At 70.0% G+C, this 16,391-nt stretch carries 14 protein-coding genes and 1 pseudogene; 10 read left to right on the top strand and 5 right to left on the bottom strand.

All coding sequences use genetic code 11. The features are described 5' to 3' along the window. Positions 1-308: 308 nt before the first annotated feature. Both M6G08_RS26450 and M6G08_RS26455 read right to left on the bottom strand, forming a co-directional pair. On the bottom strand, positions 309-1,799 hold the full coding sequence (locus M6G08_RS26450) for an FG-GAP-like repeat-containing protein (protein WP_272589623.1): 1,491 nt from the start codon (positions 1,797-1,799) through the stop codon (positions 309-311). A gap of 867 nt (positions 1,800-2,666) precedes the next feature. Further along, the gene (locus M6G08_RS26455; protein ID WP_272589624.1) at positions 2,667-3,605 is read right to left on the bottom strand and encodes a LysR family transcriptional regulator; all 939 of its coding nucleotides are present in this window, start codon (positions 3,603-3,605) and stop codon (positions 2,667-2,669) included. 89 nt (positions 3,606-3,694) lie between these two features. On the opposite strand from M6G08_RS26455, the gene M6G08_RS26460 reads away from it, so the two are divergent. From M6G08_RS26460 to M6G08_RS26475, 4 genes are all read left to right on the top strand, one after another. Further along, entirely contained in the window at positions 3,695-4,615 is a 921-nt protein-coding gene (locus M6G08_RS26460; protein ID WP_272589625.1) for a zinc-binding dehydrogenase, read from the top strand. Next, complete coding sequence (locus M6G08_RS26465; protein ID WP_272589626.1) at positions 4,612-5,604, top strand: alpha/beta hydrolase family protein; 993 nt, start codon at positions 4,612-4,614, stop codon at positions 5,602-5,604. The genes M6G08_RS26460 and M6G08_RS26465 overlap by 4 nt, the downstream gene beginning before the upstream one ends. Continuing rightward, positions 5,601-6,347 carry an SDR family NAD(P)-dependent oxidoreductase gene (locus M6G08_RS26470; RefSeq protein WP_272589627.1) on the top strand — a complete coding sequence of 249 codons (747 nt, stop codon included), beginning with the start codon at positions 5,601-5,603 and terminating at the stop codon, positions 6,345-6,347. The genes M6G08_RS26465 and M6G08_RS26470 overlap by 4 nt, the downstream gene beginning before the upstream one ends. 286 nt (positions 6,348-6,633) lie before the next feature. Beyond that, entirely contained in the window at positions 6,634-7,500 is an 867-nt protein-coding gene (locus tag M6G08_RS26475) for a phenylalanine 4-monooxygenase (RefSeq protein WP_272591437.1), read from the top strand. Positions 7,501-7,684: 184 nt separating this feature from the next. Here M6G08_RS26475 and M6G08_RS26480 read toward each other — a convergent pair whose 3' ends face one another. Continuing rightward, positions 7,685-8,425 carry a Type 1 glutamine amidotransferase-like domain-containing protein gene (locus M6G08_RS26480; protein WP_272589628.1) on the bottom strand — a complete coding sequence of 247 codons (741 nt, stop codon included), beginning with the start codon at positions 8,423-8,425 and terminating at the stop codon, positions 7,685-7,687. Between the two features lie 471 nt (positions 8,426-8,896). Between M6G08_RS26480 and M6G08_RS26485 the strand changes: the two genes are divergently transcribed. Together M6G08_RS26485 and M6G08_RS26490 are read left to right on the top strand one after the other, a co-directional pair. Further along, a complete protein-coding gene (locus M6G08_RS26485) occupies positions 8,897-9,511 on the top strand; it encodes a hypothetical protein (protein ID WP_272589629.1) in 615 nt (204 codons plus the stop codon). Between the two features lie 119 nt (positions 9,512-9,630). Next, positions 9,631-10,977: a hypothetical protein gene (locus M6G08_RS26490; RefSeq protein WP_272589630.1), complete on the top strand. Its 1,347-nt coding sequence runs from the start codon at positions 9,631-9,633 to the stop codon at positions 10,975-10,977. A gap of 235 nt (positions 10,978-11,212) precedes the next feature. Here the strand turns inward: M6G08_RS26490 and M6G08_RS26495 are convergent, their stop codons facing one another. Then, positions 11,213-13,273 (bottom strand): flavin monoamine oxidase family protein, encoded by a 2,061-nt coding sequence (locus M6G08_RS26495; protein WP_272589631.1) that lies wholly within the window; start codon positions 13,271-13,273, stop codon positions 11,213-11,215. Between the two features lie 230 nt (positions 13,274-13,503). Continuing rightward, positions 13,504-14,232, bottom strand: a complete 729-nt coding sequence (locus M6G08_RS26500) for an SDR family oxidoreductase (protein ID WP_272589632.1) — start codon at positions 14,230-14,232, stop codon at positions 13,504-13,506. Positions 14,233-14,309: 77 nt separating this feature from the next. Here M6G08_RS26500 and M6G08_RS26505 point away from each other — a divergent pair, with 77 nt between their 5' ends. From M6G08_RS26505 to M6G08_RS26515, 4 genes and pseudogenes are all read left to right on the top strand, one after another. Then, positions 14,310-14,687, top strand: a complete 378-nt coding sequence (locus tag M6G08_RS26505; RefSeq protein ID WP_272589633.1) for a MerR family transcriptional regulator — start codon at positions 14,310-14,312, stop codon at positions 14,685-14,687. 290 nt (positions 14,688-14,977) lie between these two features. Continuing rightward, positions 14,978-15,301, top strand: coding sequence for a hypothetical protein (locus tag M6G08_RS26510; RefSeq protein ID WP_272589634.1), 324 nt, complete (start codon positions 14,978-14,980; stop codon positions 15,299-15,301). A gap of 251 nt (positions 15,302-15,552) precedes the next feature. Further along, positions 15,553-15,696, top strand: a pseudogene (locus M6G08_RS36130) (family 43 glycosylhydrolase); the annotation flags it as partial. Positions 15,697-15,843: 147 nt separating this feature from the next. Beyond that, positions 15,844-16,386: a GNAT family N-acetyltransferase gene (locus tag M6G08_RS26515; RefSeq protein WP_272589635.1), complete on the top strand. Its 543-nt coding sequence runs from the start codon at positions 15,844-15,846 to the stop codon at positions 16,384-16,386. Positions 16,387-16,391 lie beyond the last annotated feature (5 nt).

Raw genomic sequence — 16,391 nt, forward strand, 5'->3', positions numbered from 1 at the left:
ACAATCTCCGGGGACTGGCGAACGCCTACGTACGGGCCCGCTGCGTCTCTGACCACATAACTCACTCTCCCGCACCACGCCGCCCGCCGGGCACCGTCTGACGGATGCGAGGGTCGGAGGAGGAGAGGGACGGCTCGCCGGCGTCGTACGGGGTGTGCCGGATGTCCCGGCACGCTTGGGGTGCGGCGAGCTGACCGGGGGCGCGGCCGGACGGCCGGGAGCTGTTGGCGGGCCTCGTGTTCACGGGACCCGCCGAATGCTCCCGGCCGTGGCGGACCGGGTGGATCCGCGAGTGGGCGGAACGAGGATCAGCTGATGGACCTCATGGCGTTCCAGCCGCCGTTGCCGACCTGAACGCTCGGCCCGTCGACCGGGCCGTGGATCGAGGTCCCGCCCTTGTAGAACTTCAGGGTGCCGTCCGCCGCGGTGGTCCACATGTCGGCGACGCCGTCGCGGTTGGCGTCGGCGGCTCCGGCGATCAGGGGCCGCCAGCTGACGGTGTACGAATGGCCGTACTCGGTCCGGTCGCTGAACGTTCCGTTGGCCTGTCCGAGGTAGATGTACAGGATGCCGTCACGGGAGTCCCGGGCGAGCAGGTCGACCCGTCCGTCCCGGTCGGCGTCGCCGGGTGCGGTCAGGCTCATGACCCCCCAGCCACCGTTGCCGATCTGGACGGGTGCGGCCACGGACGGGGTGGGACTGCTGACGCCCGCGTACATGTACAGCTTGTCGTTGTACGAGACGGCGAGGTCGGGCTGTCCGTCCAGGGTGGCGTCACCGACGCCGACGACCTGGGCGTTCGCGGGAAGTCCGGTGCCGATCCTGATCGGTGTGGCGAGCGAGCCGTCGCCGCGGTTGGGGTAGACGCGCAGCTCGCTGCCGACGCGGGCGACGATGTCCTCCATGCCGTCCCCGGTCCAGTCACCTCGATGGGTGACGGAGGCGCCCGACCATCCGCCCGTCCCGATGAGGGTGCGTGTGCCGAGACCGCCGGTGCCCGTACCGGGGTAGAGGTACAGCTTGCCGAGGTTGTCGACCGCGACGAGGTCGGGCTTGTTGTCGCCGCTCAGGTCGCCCGGAACGAGGGACACGGTGCCGGTGATCCAGGACCGCACGTCGTCGACGCGGGTCGCGATGGCCCCCGTCCGGGTTTCCGTGGACGGCATGCCGAGGCATCCGCCCTGCCACGACCTGCTGGTGACGGCGACCAGCTCCCGCGTCCCGCCCGCCTCTCGCAGGACGGGTCCGCCTGCGTCTCCCTGGCAGACGACCGCGTCGCCGGTGGCCGTCAGAGCGACGTCGGCCGAACCGTCGCCTGCTGCCGTGAACGAAGCGGTGTGGAGCTTGTCGGGGACCCACGTCGTCCTGGTGCGGCCGAAGCCGACTGCCTGGACGCTCTCTTGGGCCGCCACCGGCGTGGCGGCCAGGGCGACCGGCTTCACACCTGCGACACCGGTCTGCAGCTTCACCAGGACCAGGTCCCGGTCGGGGTGCGGGACGAGTTCGACCGCCGCCCGAGTGGCCCCGACCGTGGTCTGGGTCAGGTCGGTGCGGCCCACGGTGACGGTGGTGCTGACGGCGGGCTTGCCGGCGGCGGGCTTACCGTCCGGGGCGAAGCAGGAGGCAGCAGTCAGCACCCACCGGGGCGAGACCAGTGTGCCGGTGCAGGCGGCCTGCTCCCCGACGTTGATCTTCGCGGTGAAGCCGAGCCCGGCGGGGGCATCGGCGCCATGCAGGGCGTGCGCGGGAGCGGTCGTCAGCAGTGTGGCGAGCGCCGCGGCGGCGCTCGTGGTCCACATGAGGCGTGAACGATTGGCTATCAAGAATGTTCCCCAAAGGATTAGGATCCGGCCACGTCGGGGCGCCCCGACGCAACGTTCGGCAGACTCGACCGGAAGGCTCCGGCCGCGCGGACCGGGTCAGGACTTGTGAGAGAAACGAGGCGGTGCGCCCACCTGCCGGGTCTCAGCCGGTCACACGAGTTCCGGCCGGGACAGAGTGCCTCCTTCCAGGGAGAATGTCTCCTGCCCGGACGGCGGAACGCGGCCGTCGAGCTTCCTATCAGAATCCCCTTTTCCGTGAGGATCACATCGGAGGAGACCGAAATCCCTGAGCGCAGGCGGCGGGCCTTTTCTCTGCCACCCACCGGTGGCAGCCGCGGAAGGTGTCATCACGGCGAAGGCGACGGCGGTCCACTTGCCAGTGACATGGGAGGTCCCCGCGAGACCGGCCTGCGACCGTCGACGAAGGCGAGGTGCCACGTGAAGTCCCTTTCAGGCAACGCGAGGTGACGCCAGGTCCGAAAGGAAGCTCCCCCTGGAAAACCCCCAGGCACCCCCTGCCCCCGCCATGCTGTTCTGACAGACGAACAGAATGCGGCTGAAGCCTAACCCACCGTCAGGCCCCGGAACGTGTGCCGTGGATCACAGCATGATGATTCGGATATGTGCGCCTGCTCTTCAGGTTTTCGCGGGGCTGATAAGCGTCAGCCAGGAGAACTGCCGGTGAAGGGCAGGAGGCGTCGAAGCACCCCCGTATGAGCTACGGGAACGATGCTGCCGATTCCTCCGCGTCTCCCCGGACGGGGACGGTGTCGCCCGGCTCCGCCGGTCCGGCGGACGCCGAGTCACCGGGCCGCCGGCGTCTTCGGCGCGGTGTCCACAAGGTCACTCAGATCCGGGACCGCCCGCGGGTGGTTCAGGCAGCCAGTCGCGGGCCGGGTCGTACTCCAGCCATCGGCTTCGTCCCGCTTCCTCAGCGCAGGCGGCGGCCAGGCCGTTCAGCCCCGGGTGCCCGTTTCCGGAGCGCCACAGCAGCGACCAGGCGTACAGCGGCGTGGGCTCGACCAGGGGGACGGAGCGCAGGCCGGGGACGTCCGGCAGTGACACGTCGGCGGGCAGCAGCGAGAACTGCCGTGGTTCCGCCGCCACTTCGGCGAGGAAGTGAGCGAGCCCGAGGTTGACGCCCGGGGCCGTGTTCTCGATGCCGAATCGGTCGACGAAACGGTGGAGGAAGTCGAGTCGGTGCAGCGCACCGGGTGTCCGCAGAACGCTCCCGCGCAACTGCTCCGGCCTCAGAGCCGACGCGGCCGCGAATGGGTGGTCGGTGCTCAGCACCGCGTCGACGGGTTCGAGGCGGACGAGGCGGTGGGCAAGGTCGGAGGGCAGCGGGGGGTGGACTCGGCCGAAGGCCGCGTCGATGGCACCGTGCAGCAGTGCCGTTGTCACCGACGGCAGATCGCGGCCGTGCCCCAACACCAGCTCCCCCGCGTGTCCGGCGACTTGGGCCAGCGTCCGCATCGGCGCGTAGAGGTGCCCCCAGACGTCCACGCGCAGCGGGCGGTCGTTGCCGAACGCTGCCGCGACGGCGATGTCGGCGGCGTCCACGGCCTGCCGGGCCGGCGCGAGGAAGCGCTGTCCGGCATCGGTGAGGTGCACGCCGTTGCCGCCGCGCCGGAACAGCTCGGTGCCGAGCTGGGATTCCAGCCGCGCGATCCTCTTGGAGAGCGCCTGCTGGGATATGGCGAGCCTCCCGGCCGCCCGGCCGAAGTGCAGTTCCTCGGCGGTGTGCACGAAGGCACGCACCCGCGCCATGTCGAGATCCACAGCTCTCACCATAGGCGACAACCGGAGGTTGTCGGTCTTGCTTGTGCGTTGTTGGATCGTGGGGCAGGCGCGGAGGTTGCATCGTCTCCATGCAGAGACTGATTCCCACGGGAGAAGCGGCGCGCCCGGTCGCTTTCGCCGAGGCTCCCCAGCCCGTGCCGGAGCCCGGTGAGGTACTGATCAAAGTCGAGGCGTTCGCACCGAACCGGGGCGAGACATTCCTTCTTGAACAGCCCCGGCCGGAGCTGCTGCCCGGCAAAGACATCGCAGGTCTGGTCGTGCAGGCGGCAGCCGACGGCTCCGGCCCAGGTATCGGCACCCGCGTGGTCGGGCACCCGGCCCAGGGCGGCTGGGCCGAGTACGCCGCGGTGCCCACGCACTCCCTCGCAGTACTCCCCGACAGCATCGACAGCGCACGGGCCGCGGCCCTGCCCCTGGCCGGGATCACCGCCCTGCGGCTGCTGCGTACGACCGGTTCCCTGGCCGGTCGACGGGTGTTGCTGACCGGTGCCTCGGGTGGCGTCGGCCACTTCGTCGCCGAACTGGCCGTTGGGGCCGGAGCCGAGCTGACCGCGGTGACGGCCACGCCGACGCGCGGCGCGCGGCTCTCGGAGCTGGGCGCCGACGTGGTGCACGAGGTGGCGGCGGCCCATGGCCCGTTCGATGCCGTACTGGAGTCCACGGGCGGGCCGGATCTGGCGATCGCCCTGTCGAAGGTGCGCCCGGGCGGCACGCTCGTCTGGTTCGGCCAGGCGAGCCGCACCCCTGTGTGCCTCGACTTCTTCCAACTCCTCCGAGGGCCCGAGCGCGTCACGATCCAGCACTTCCACTACGCCGGCGCCCCGTACGGCTCCGATCTCGCGGCACTGGTGCGCCTCGTGGAACAGGACCGGCTGCACCCGGAGATCGACCGCATCGCCGACTGGGGGAAGACCGCCGAAACCCTGGTCGATCTGCGAGAGCGCCGGATACGCGGCAAAGCCGTCCTGCTGACCGGAGGAACACGGTGAGCACCACCGAGTTCGCCGCCGCCCAGTGGACACGCGCCGCCGGTGCGGGCGTGGACCCTCACGAGTACCTGCGCGTCACCGCCGGCTTCACCTCCGTCGCCGACTGGGGGCCGTCGTTCCTGCGCACGGGGCACAGCTACGTCCGGCGGGCACAGGACGCGGCGTCACCTGTCTCAGCCGGTGAGCACCTGTTGATGGCGGCCCGGTGGTTCCATCTGGCCACCCTGGCGCCGTACGCGGGGGCACATCCTGGTGCCGTCGAGGCGGATCACGCCTTGAGCAGAGCTCTCACCGTGCTGGAACCTGGTGCGCGCCGAGTGAGCGGCGAGGGATTCACGGGCTGGCTGCGTGGCGCCTCCGACGCGCCGGGGACCGTGGTCGTCGTCCCCGGACTGGACTCGGCCAAGGAGGAATTCCTCGATCTGGTGTCCGCACTGCTGGCCAGGGGGCTGGCGGTGTTCGCCATGGACGGCCCCGGACAGGGGGTGCTCGCGGCCACGACGACCTTCGTGTCGGACTATGAGCGGGTTGTGGGCCGGGTGATCGATGCCCTTGGCGCCGCGCGCATCGGGCTCGTCGGCCTGAGTCTGGGCGGCTACTTCGCGGCCCGAGCCGCAGCGCTGGAGCCGCGTGTGGCAGCCGTTGCCACGGTCAGCGGTCCCTTCCGCCTCGACTGGGAGGAACTGCCCTTGCCGGTCCGGGCCATCATGGCCCGGCGCGCCGGAGGAGCCGACGCCGCCCGCGCGTTCGCACAGCACGTGGACCTCGCCGTCCTGGCGCCCCGAATCGCTGCCCCACTGCTGGTCGTGGACGGCGGTCAGGACGTCATTCCCGGTGTGACGAACGGCGAGCCGCTGGCCCGTCTGGCGCCGCACGGCACCTACCTGCCCGTTCCACACGGCGACCACCTGCTCGGTAACGCCCGCCCCGACTGGCTGCCCCACCTGACCGACCACCTCGCACATGTCCTGACGGGAAGACCAGCATGAAGCGCTTCACCGGGAAGACCATCCTCATCACCGGCGGCACCAGTGGCATGGGCCTGGCGACCGCACACCGTCTCATCACCGAAGGCGCCCACGTCATCGTCACCGGCCGCACCAGCGCCCGGGTGGACTCCGCCGTCCACCAGCTCGGCCCGCACGCCTCGGGCATCGTCGCCGACGCCGCCGACCTCGGCGCGGTGGAGGCGCTGATGGAGACCGTCCGGGACCGTCACGACCGTCTCGACGGCCTCTTCGCGAACGCAGGCACCGGCACCTTCCTGCCGTTCGAGAACGTCACCGAATCGGACTTCGACCATGGCATCGACGTCAACTTCAAGGGCGTGTTCTTCGCAGTCCAGAAGGCACTGCCGCTGATGGCGGACGGAGGCTCGATCGTCATCAACGCCTCCTGGACCCTCCACCGGGGCAACAGCGTCCTGACCCTCTACTCGGCGACCAAAGCCGCCGTGCACAACCTGGCCCGAACCCTCTCCGCCGGACTCGCACCGCGCGGTGTCCGAGTCAACTCTGTCAGCCCCGGCTATATCGACACCCCGATGTATCCTGCGGCCGCGCTGACCCGGGCGGAGGCACAGGCGATCACCGGCCGGATCGTCGCCGGCCGCTTCGGGCGCCCGGAGGAGGTCGCCGCGGCAGTGGCGTTCCTCGCCTCGTCCGACGCGTCCTACGTCAATGGTCAGGACCTCGTCGTCGACGGCGGTCTGATCGGTGCCGTACCCGCCTGATGGCCGGCCGAACACACTCGCAGTGTGATGTGCCTTCCTCGGAGCGCGCCGCCGGCTCTGGCAGTGGCGGTGGCAGTGGACTCCATCTTGTGGCGACCAGGCGCCCCGGCGGCGGTGGGCGCGGCGGACCGGGCGTTCGAGCCCGACCGCGGCCGGGTGCTTCGACGGGGGCGGGAGAGCAGGGCGGCTGGGCAATCCGAGCGGAACGTGGATGACGCGCCACTGGGGCAGGCGTGTCCCGGTGCTCCGGCTGCGCGCCGGCCGAAACAATCGACTCGTGAGAGACATGCGCGTGCGTACTCCGATCGCGACCGACGGCCGGCTCGACACGGCCGCCATGCACCCTGGCCTCAGTGACCCCCGCTATCTGCTGCGGCGTCGGGCCATCGCATCGCTGGCCCGCGGCCACCGGGTCGGTGACCCCTCACCGCGAGTGGACTACACCGAGGACGAGCAGCGGACCTGGCGGACCGTCCACCAGCGGCTCTGGGACACCCAACGTCAGCATGCCTGCCGTGCCGCCCTCGACGCCCGTGAACAGGCGCCCGTTCCGGCGGACCACATCCCGCAGCACGCCGAGGTCGGGCCGCACTTGCGGAGGCTGACGGGCTTCGACTTCACCCTCGCGGGCGGTGTGGTCGGCAACAAGAGGTTCCTGGGATCGATGGCCGACGGCTACTTCCACGCCGTGCAGTTCGTCCGCCACCCGGACGTACCGATGTTCACTCCCGAGCCGGACATCATCCATGACGTCTTCGGTCACGGAATCCACCTGGCCTCGCCGGCCTTCGCCGACGTCTACCGGCTGATCGGGGACGCGGCGAAGCGCGTCGAGAACAGGGACGTCCTCCAGATGATCAGCGACGTCTACTGGTTCACCCTGGAGTACGGAGTGCTTGACGAGGGAGGGACACCCAAGGCGTACGGGGCGGCTCTGCTCTCCTCCTCCGGTGAGATCTGCCGCCTGCGGCAGGCTCGGATCCGTCCGCTGGACATTCACGCCATGCTGGCCACCGAGTACGACATCTCCGGGTACCAGCCGGTGCTCTTCAGCGCCCGCAGCCTGGAGGAGGTCGCCGACACCCTGGGCGGCTTCCTGTCGGCGCTCGACGACGAGAGCGCGCCACGCTTCGGACGGGCCGCAAAGTCCTGAAAGCAGTACCGCGGTCCTTCCCTGATCCAGCGGGCGGTTGCGGTGTAGCCGTAGTCGTCACGGACCTCAGGGTCGGGCGAGAGCAGCATGGCTGACAACTCGTCGACCAGCTGAGTCGTCGGTACGGTCTGAGGGAAGGGAAATCCGTCGGCCGCGCTCGACGGCCAGTCGACGGGATCAGCACTCACCGCCCGCATGAGGTGAGCACACGGGGCTCTATGCGTTCCTCCACCGCCCTGGCCCCGTCCTTCTGGACGATGTAGGCACCCTTGCCGTGGATTTCCGTCACGGCCTCCACCAATTCCGTTCCGCGGTACACCAGACCGACTCCGTCGTCCGTGCAGTGAGCAGGAGGTATGGTGCCGTCCGCCACAAGTCGGTGGATCAACGGCCGACGTCCCTCGTCCGAGTCGTAGTGCACACCGTTGCCGTACGGCAGGAAACCGAGTGCGTTCGTGACCGGGCGCAGTTCCGGCCCGAACGAGTCGGTCGCGCCTCCCTGGAACCAGCAGAGGGAGCCTGCGCTGACTCCGCTGAGCACCACACCGGCCTGCCAGGCACGATGCATGATGCGGTCCAGACCGTGCGCTCTCCACACCGCCAGCAGATTGACCACCGAGCCGCCCATGACCCAGACCACGTCGTGGTCGAGGACCGAGCCCTCGATGTCATCGATGTTGGGCATGGGGAACAGGTGCAGCGGCGTCAGATCGAATCCCGCCACCCGCGCGGCCTCGGTCATACGCGTCGTGAAGTGCTCCGCGTCCCCGATGGCGGTACCCACGTACATGATGCGCGGGCGTCGGCCATGCACGCCGGAGAGGTCAACCGCGTGATGCACCAGAGCGTCGAACACCACCCTGGTTCGCCCTCCGACTCGGTGCCCGCCGGAGGTCGCGAGGATGGTCGGTTCCAATGCAGTCATGGCCATGATCATATCGGCGGAAGCTCGAGCACTGGGCCGTCGTTCGCACGACCGAGGTCAGAAGTCGCCTGCACCTGCGGTCACGTGCAAGCAGGCGGCTCCCACGGCCAGCGCTGGATGGACACCAAGCGTTTCCAGCTCTCGTCCGAGGCACGGGACGGCCAAGCCCTTCCGGCCGCCTTGGTCGCGCACCCCCGATGTGGGGCACCCACGATGGAGCCGGGCGTTCAAGACTGGCCACGGCACGGCCGGTGGTGGGCTGACCGCATCGCCCCTGACACCTACGAGACCGCCGGGCATCCCGGCAGTTCCCATGCCCGGTTCCACCATCGCGTTCGTCGCCGCGGCTCATTCGGGCCGGGGTCGACCGCGGTACGGGTCTTCACCGGTACCGATGGCCCGTGCCGGGTGCCGGGATGCGAGCGGGCCCGAAGGCCAGGGGGGGGCGTGCCGGTCGGTACGCTCACGGACATGGGGTTGGACATCACGGTGCTGATCACCGACTGCGCGTGGCTGGAGGAGGTCCCGCCCCAGGAGCGGCTGCCGCGGTTGAGGACCGCCTGGTACGCCGACGAGACTGGGCTGTGGGACCACGACGCCCCAGCGGTCGAGGGTGACTGGTGCCATCCGCGAGGGCCCGACGCCCCCTTCTTCGCGGTGTACGAGTTTCGGGGCACGTGCGGCTCGTTCAAGCCGCACTTCTGGGCCGGGCAGCGGTGGGAGTCCGTCCGCGACCACGTCGGCGCCGCGTTGCGGGAAGAGTTGGACGCCTTGCTGCGAGGGCTCGTCTGGGACGGACCGGACGGTACGGCGCAGCACGTCGAACCGGCACTCGCCGGTGCCGGTCCCCGGACCCACGGAGTGCTGCTCGCGCGGTCACCGGGCAGCGTCCGGGCCCTGGCCTCGGTGTGGGAGCGGGCGCGTCCCGGCCTCGACACGGTGCGCGAACCCTTCACCGCGTACGCCGCCGCTCCCGGTGGTTGGGTCGGCGACTTCCCGGCGTTCCGGGCGCTGCTGGAGGACTGGGGCCGTGTCCTGACCGAAGCGGCCGGGAGGGGCTGGGGCATCGTGAGGCTGAGCGAGTAGGTTCCGCACTCCAGTCCCGCCGCCCCCCCGGCCGATGGATGTCGAGGTCTGGCTATGGCCGTCCTGACCTGCCGAATACGCCTGCCCCCTTTGTCAGTGGGGCCTGTGAGAATGGCGCGATGACTCACGCGATACCCGTGCCGCTGCCGTCCGCGCTCGTCGATCACCATGCCGTCGATCTGGAGCGCAGGTACACCGACGGCTGGGGCATGAGGGTTGACGACGTCACCACCGCGCCCACCGGCGAGATATACGCCCTCTACGGGGTCCACCGTCACACCGGCGGCGTGGCCGATGACGAAGCCGCCCCGACGACAGCGCACTTCGGCTACTCGTTGCTGACCAGGTACGCCCCGGACGGCACTCCGCTCGCCACGGCGGTCTCGGGGCAGAGCGAGTACCTGCGCCAGGACACCACGTTCGGCGGGCCTACGACCGGGCTGGGCGAGGATCTGTGGTGGGCCAAAGGCTTGTGCGTCCTGCCCGACGGAACTCTCGCAGTCACCGGGCCGGGGGACCAGACCCATCTGGTCACCGCGGATCTCACGGCGGTGACCGGCCGCCACCGTATGCCCCTCAGAAGCTACGACGACGGCCCGCGCGACCCGTTCGCCTCCTGGATCAGCACGACTCCGGCCGGCCGCTTGCTGTGCACGACCGGCGAGTACGGGCTCTACAACTACGCCAACCTGCTCAACAACATCGTGTCGATCACCGACCAGCCACTCGTCTCCACCTCGAAGCCGACGCTGCGGGCCCTGGCCTCCATGGAGGCGGAACCCGTCAAGCACACCGAAGCCGACCTGCGGCCGGACGTCCTGTTCAACGGCGAGCCGGTCGGCATGGGCCACCGGCCGCGGCCCTCACTGACCGAGCACCTCACCGGGCTCGAACCGACCGGGCGGCAATGGGACTGGCACAACGCCCGGCTCGGCCGGCCCGCAGTCGTACGAGAGGACCTGTTCGTCGTCCCGGTCTTCGGGCACATCTACCGGGGCGGAAGCCGCGGCCAGCGGTTCGCCTTCGTCCTGGTCAGCGACACCGGCGAGATCGTCGGCCGGCTCGGTGGCATGCACCTGTACCACGACAGCCCCTTCACCGGCTTCTGCTTCGAGATCGCCGCCGACCCCGCACGCGAGCGGATCTACCACCTCAACCGGTACGGGCTGTTCGCCTGGACGGCCACCGGCGTGCGCGCCCAACGCCTCGACCTGGACGACAAGCGGTACAAACCGCTCAAGCACTTCACGCTCGCGGACTGCACCCCTGCGGGCGAACTGATCCTCGTTCACCGCGCACAACACCTCATGCTCCGCGTCCCCTGCCCCGCCTCCCTCGGCGACCTCGGCCAGACGGTGGAGGACGCGCTGCGCTCCTATGCCAAGGAACGCACTCTCCTCAAGCGGCAGTGGAAGCCGGTGAACTGGCACTGGACCGACAGCACGGCTCCCCCGCACCGCATCTGATCGCGTGGCGCGGCCGAACTCCGTCGGTGAGGGGGGGACGTCCGTGCACGCGTCGCCCCCCCCCCCGGCGTCAGCGATGGCCTGGCGCTACCGCGTCGCAGTGCGTACGCGGTCACCGCGGTCCGGTTCGGCAGGCCGGCCTTCTGGGGCCCGGCCGCACTCTGGCACCCGTCATGGTCAGGTACGGCCCCGTCCCAGGGGCGGGTGGCAAGGCCCCCGGGCGGGTGGGAAGGCGTCAGCCGGTGTGTACCTTCAGGGCGGTTCGGACGGCCGACTCGAGGGCGCCCTCGATCCAGGCGGGTTTGATCGAGGTGTGGTCCCCCGCGAAGTGCAGGGGCCCTTCCGAGGTGGGGATGTCCGGGAACAGTTCCGTGTGCTGGCCGGGGAAGAGCACGGACGCCTCGCCGTAGGCGTAGTGGTCGCGCATCCACGACTGGGTCTGGCACTTGGTGGTGAAGAAGACCTCGCACCTGCGGCCGAAGACGGCCTGCACTCCGGCGAGGGCGCGCAGACAGCGCTCCTCGTCGGCGTAGGCGTCCCACTTGAGAGCGTCGTCGGACCAGCTGTAGGAGGCAAGCACGATGCCGCCGTCGCTGCCTTCCATGGGGTGGGCGTGCTCGAAGTACATGAAGCGGTTGGCATTGTCGCTGACGGATCCGCCACCGCGGACGTGCGCCGCCTCGATCTCGCCCTCCCCGGCGGGCCGGAAGGCGGCGAAGCAGTGCTTGTAGGCGTCGGGGACCGTCACGCCCAGGGCCTTCACGGACTTGTGCGCGCCGAGGTACCTGGCGTCAGTCACCTTGCCCGCCCGGTACTTCTCGTACAGGCCGTCCTCGATGGTGTCGAGGGCTTGCTTCCACTGCTCCTCGGTCAGCTCCCACCAGCGCCGGGAGAACTCCAGCAGCACCTTGGTCGCCGCGTCGTAGTGCAGCTCCGTGACGGCCCGGCGCTTGCCGTACGACAGCGGGGGGTCGAAGGCGACGTGTCGCAGTCCGGAGAAGGGAACGGTGACGATCGCCTCATCCCCCTCGAAGACCTCTGTGGTGCCTCCCTCGCCCGTCTGGCAGTCCTCCGAGACGGTGTGGACCCGTACCTTGCCGCCGGTGCGTTCGATGCGAACGGCGCGACGGTCGAGCCGCACCTTCCCCTTCACCGGCGCGTACATCGCGTCGGCGAGCAGCGCGGTGCCGCCCTTGATCTCCCAGAACTTGGTCCTGGGGTCGATGAGCGCGCTGGACAGGAAGCTGTGGAGAAACGAGAGGTGCAGCCGCGAAGTCAGGTTCTGGATGGTTCCGACCAGGTCGATGGTCCGTGTGTCGAGCCCGGCTGCTTCGGTGAGGTAGCGGTACATGGACCAGTGTCCGTACTTCTTGAGGACTTCGGTCCAGCCGTCGACGAGCGCCTTCCCCTCCTTGCCGCGGATGAGTTGGTGTGCGGGTTCGAGGGCGTCGGCGAGAATGGCAGCGGCGGTCTTCTTGCGGTTGGCGCCGGTGACTCCGAAGGTGTCGTTGATCCGTTCCGGATTCTTCTCGTAGTCGGCCCGGCGCTCGTGGACACCGTTGACGTGGATCCAGGTGCGGTTGGTCTTCTTCGCCGGGTCGTCGGGGTCGACGTCGACCAGGTAGAACTCCTGTCGGGGGAGGTCGAACTTCTTGAGCAGCGCCATGAGGAGCGGATGGCTCTCCGGCAGCCGCATGGCTCCGCCCTCGGCGTACTGCCGGGGGTCGGCGAAGGGCTGCCTGCCCTTCTCGTGACCGCCCTTGCGGAAGGTCTTGATGCGGCCGCCGACCCGGTTGCCGTTGGCCTCGATCACGACGACGTCGTGGCCCGCCCGGTTGAGCAGGTCGGCGGCGAGCAGTCCGGCCGGGCCGGCCCCGACGATCAGGACCCGCTTGGTGGCCTTCCCCCGGCTGGCCGGCAGGCCGTCGTTGACCGCCTTCACGTAGGCCGGGACCAGGGGCTTGTCGTCTTCGTCGTGGACGACGACCGCTCGGGCGACCGTCCGGTACGCCTCCGGGTCGGTGCCGGGCGGCGCCGCGGCCGGCGTGACCGCGGGCGCGGTCCCGGGGCTGAGCGCGGTCGCGGGGGTGACGGAGGCGGCGGTGAGCCCGACGGCAAGCGCGGAGGCTCCGGTCGCCGTGACCACGGAGCGCCGTGAGGGCGTGGGCCGCCGGGGCGCCGGAGGACGAGGCGCTGCCCCGGGAGCGCCGGACGCGGGCCGCTCCTCCCCCGCCGCGCGGGCCCCCGTGCCGGACGACGTGCTGGTACCTGAGGTGTTCGCGTTCTGAGTGTTCATCGCCTCCCACCCTTGATGTTGGAACACCGTGGTGGCGGTGCCCTCACACGGACGGGAGGCGTAAACCACTCGATGCGGTCCACCGGGCGTACCGGGGTTCACCGCCTCCTCTCCCCGCCCCGCCCTTCAGCCTCAACGCGACGAACGGCCGCTGCCGTCTGCCTCCAGGACATCGCGATCGTGCTGACAGAGCCACGTGAGCACGAGGCCCACCACCGTGCTGGGAGTCCTCAGGCCGCCGTCAGCGCCGCCAGGGCACGGTCCATTGCGGCGTTGAACTCTTCCGGCACCAGCGGCAGACGGGACTTGACGTCCCGACTCCACTGGTCGGCGAGGACCTCGGCGGAGCCCGCCTCGACACCGTCGAGCGCCGCGTCGGCCAGGTCCGACGGCGCGATCTTGTCCACTGGCCAGCCCGCGGCCATGTCGGTGTCGGCCAGGCCCAGGTGTACCGCTGTGACGAGCGTGCCCTGGTCGGCGAGCTCCAGGCGGACACCGTTGGTCATGGCCCAGGCGGCGGCCTTGGTCAGGTGGTAGGCATTGGCGCCCTTGGTCCCGAACCACGACATGGCGGAGAGGACGTTGACGATCGCTCCCCCACCGTTTTCGGCGAGCGCCGGCGCGAACTCCCGGATCATTCCCAGGTGGCCGAACGTGTTGGTCTCCAACTCGTGCCGCACCGCGTCCAGCGAACCGGTCACCAGGTCGGTCCTCGTGCTGATTCCCGCGTTGTTGATGAGCAGCGAGACGTCCGGGGCCGCCTCGGCGGCGGCCCTCACGGATGCGGGATCGGTGATGTCGAGGGGCAGCACATCGACCCCGGGCAGTTCCACGGTCTCCGGTCGGCGGGCCGTCGCGTAGACCTTGCGGGCGCCCCGTTCGAGCAGGCGCTGAGAGAAGGCGCGGCCCAGGCCGCGGTTGGCTCCGGTGACAAGGGCGACGGAGTTGTTGATATCCATGGCCGTTACGCTAAAAGCTGACGTTGGCGTCAGAGGCAAGTGCTGGTCGTCAGAGCCGGCGGTGAGAGGAATCACCCATGACTGTCACAGTGGCCGCGGCCGAGCGGCTGATCCGTATCGGCCAGGTGGCACGGGAAGCCGGCGTATCGGTGCGCGCCGTGCGCTACTACGAGCAGCAGGGGCTGCTCACCCCGGAGCGCAGCCCGTCCGGCCAGCGCCTGTACCGGCAGGACGCCATCCCCCTGGTCCGCTTCTTCCAGCAGATGTTCGCCGCCGGCCTCACCAGCCGAAGGATCACCGAACTCCTTCCGTGCTGGGACTCCGGGCACACCGACGCCGAGCAGCGAGCCATGCTGCGAGCCGAGCGCGAGCGCATCCAGGCCAAGATCGACGACTTGCAGACTGCCCTGGGCCGTCTCGACGAGGTCATCGCGATCACGGACACGCACCCGTAGTCACGGTCGTCGATGAAACACCACCGTCACGGGGTGAACACGCAGGTCGACTGCCTGCCCGGGTACGAGGTCCGCGGCGCGCCGAGCGGCCCGGGGGGCCGTACCGGCTCTGGCAGAAGACGCTGAGCACGAGACCCGTGGACGACTGTGGCGGCTTCGGGGCAGCCCCGCCCAGCAGGGGTCCAGCCGCGTGGTGTCCGTCTCGCTGCGTAAGCTGTCGGTTCGTTTGGCCGGTCGGTGATGGCTGCTCGCACACCGGCGGCTTCCCGTTCGCCCCGGAGGACTGAGCCGTGCCCGACCGACCCGAGATCGTCTGCATCTGCGGCTCTGCCCGGTTCGTGGACGAGATGAACGCGGCGAACCGTGAACTGACTTTCGCGGGTGTCATCGTGGTGGCGCCAGGTGTCTTCCCGCCCGCCGAGGATCACGAAGGAGAAGAGGTGGTCACCTTCGAGCAGAAGACCGCGCTGGGCGCCCTCCACCTACGCAAGATCGACCTGGCTGACCGGGTTCTGGTCGTCAACCCTGGCGGGTACGTCGGCGAGTCCACGCGCAGAGAGATCGCGTACGCCCGCGCCACCGGCAAGCCGGTCTCGTTCACCGATCCCCTCTGACCAGCGCAGCCTGACTGTCGGCCGCCCGGAGGCGTGGACGTATGAACCACGCCGGCACTGCCCACCAGTGCGAACGCGGTGAATCGCGCGTGCGGGACGGGGCCGCCGGTTGTGCCGCCGGTGGGCGGGAGGTCTACGCGGCCGGCGTGGCCGTCGCGTCGTTGGCGCAGTGGAAGCCGGGGTTGGCCGAGGAGGACTCCGGGGTGTCGACGCACCCGCCGCCGACGTCCTGGGCGCCGCGGCCTGGACCCGGAAGCCCGCGCAACGCCTACGCCCCGCCGAGGCCGGGACGGGTGCAGTACCAGTACGACGCGGTCGTCGCCGTCTCCGACCACTTCGAGGGCCCGTACTCCGAGCGGTGGACGGCGGGGGTGGGGGCAGGGCACAACAACTTCCGAGGATCACGAGGGCGGCCGCCTGTACGTGCGGCACCGTGGCAAATGGCGGTCAGTGACACCCTCCCGGCATCGATCCACCGCCTCGATGTCGGTCCCGACGAAAATGGATTGCCTTGAGGGCGGCGCTCACGTTGGCTGCGCAGCATGGCTGAACTGCGCACCGATCGCCTCGTGCTCCGTCGATGGCAAGACTCCGACCTTGAACCGTGGGCGGCGATGAACGCCGATCCGGAGGTGCGGGAGCACTTGGGCGACCCGCTCACCCGTGAACAGAGCGATGCCTCCGTGGCGCGGTTCCAGGACGAGTTCGACCAGCGGGGCTACGGATGGTGGGCAGTGCAACTGCGGGCCACGGGCGAGTTCATCGGCTTCGCGGGCCTGGACCAGGTGGATGACGGCATGCCGTTCACGGGGGTCGAGATCGGTTGGAGGCTGGCTCGCTCGGCCTGGGGCCGGGGCTACGCCACCGAGGCCGCCCTGGCCGGTCTGGCCTTCGGCTTCGAAACGCTCCAACTCCCCGAGATCCTCGCGGTGACGACTGCCACCAACCTCCGCTCCCAGGCGGTGATGCGCAGGATCGGCATGACCCGCGACGCCGCTGACGATTTCGACGACCCCACCGCCCCCGAAGGGCCACTGCGTCCGAACGTGCTGTACCGGATCGCGCGTGACGTGCGCGTCACCTGAGGGTC

Origin of the sequence: Streptomyces sp. M92 (genome assembly GCF_028473745.1) — a bacterium.
In the GTDB taxonomy this organism is placed as follows: Bacteria; Actinomycetota; Actinomycetes; order Streptomycetales; family Streptomycetaceae; genus Streptomyces.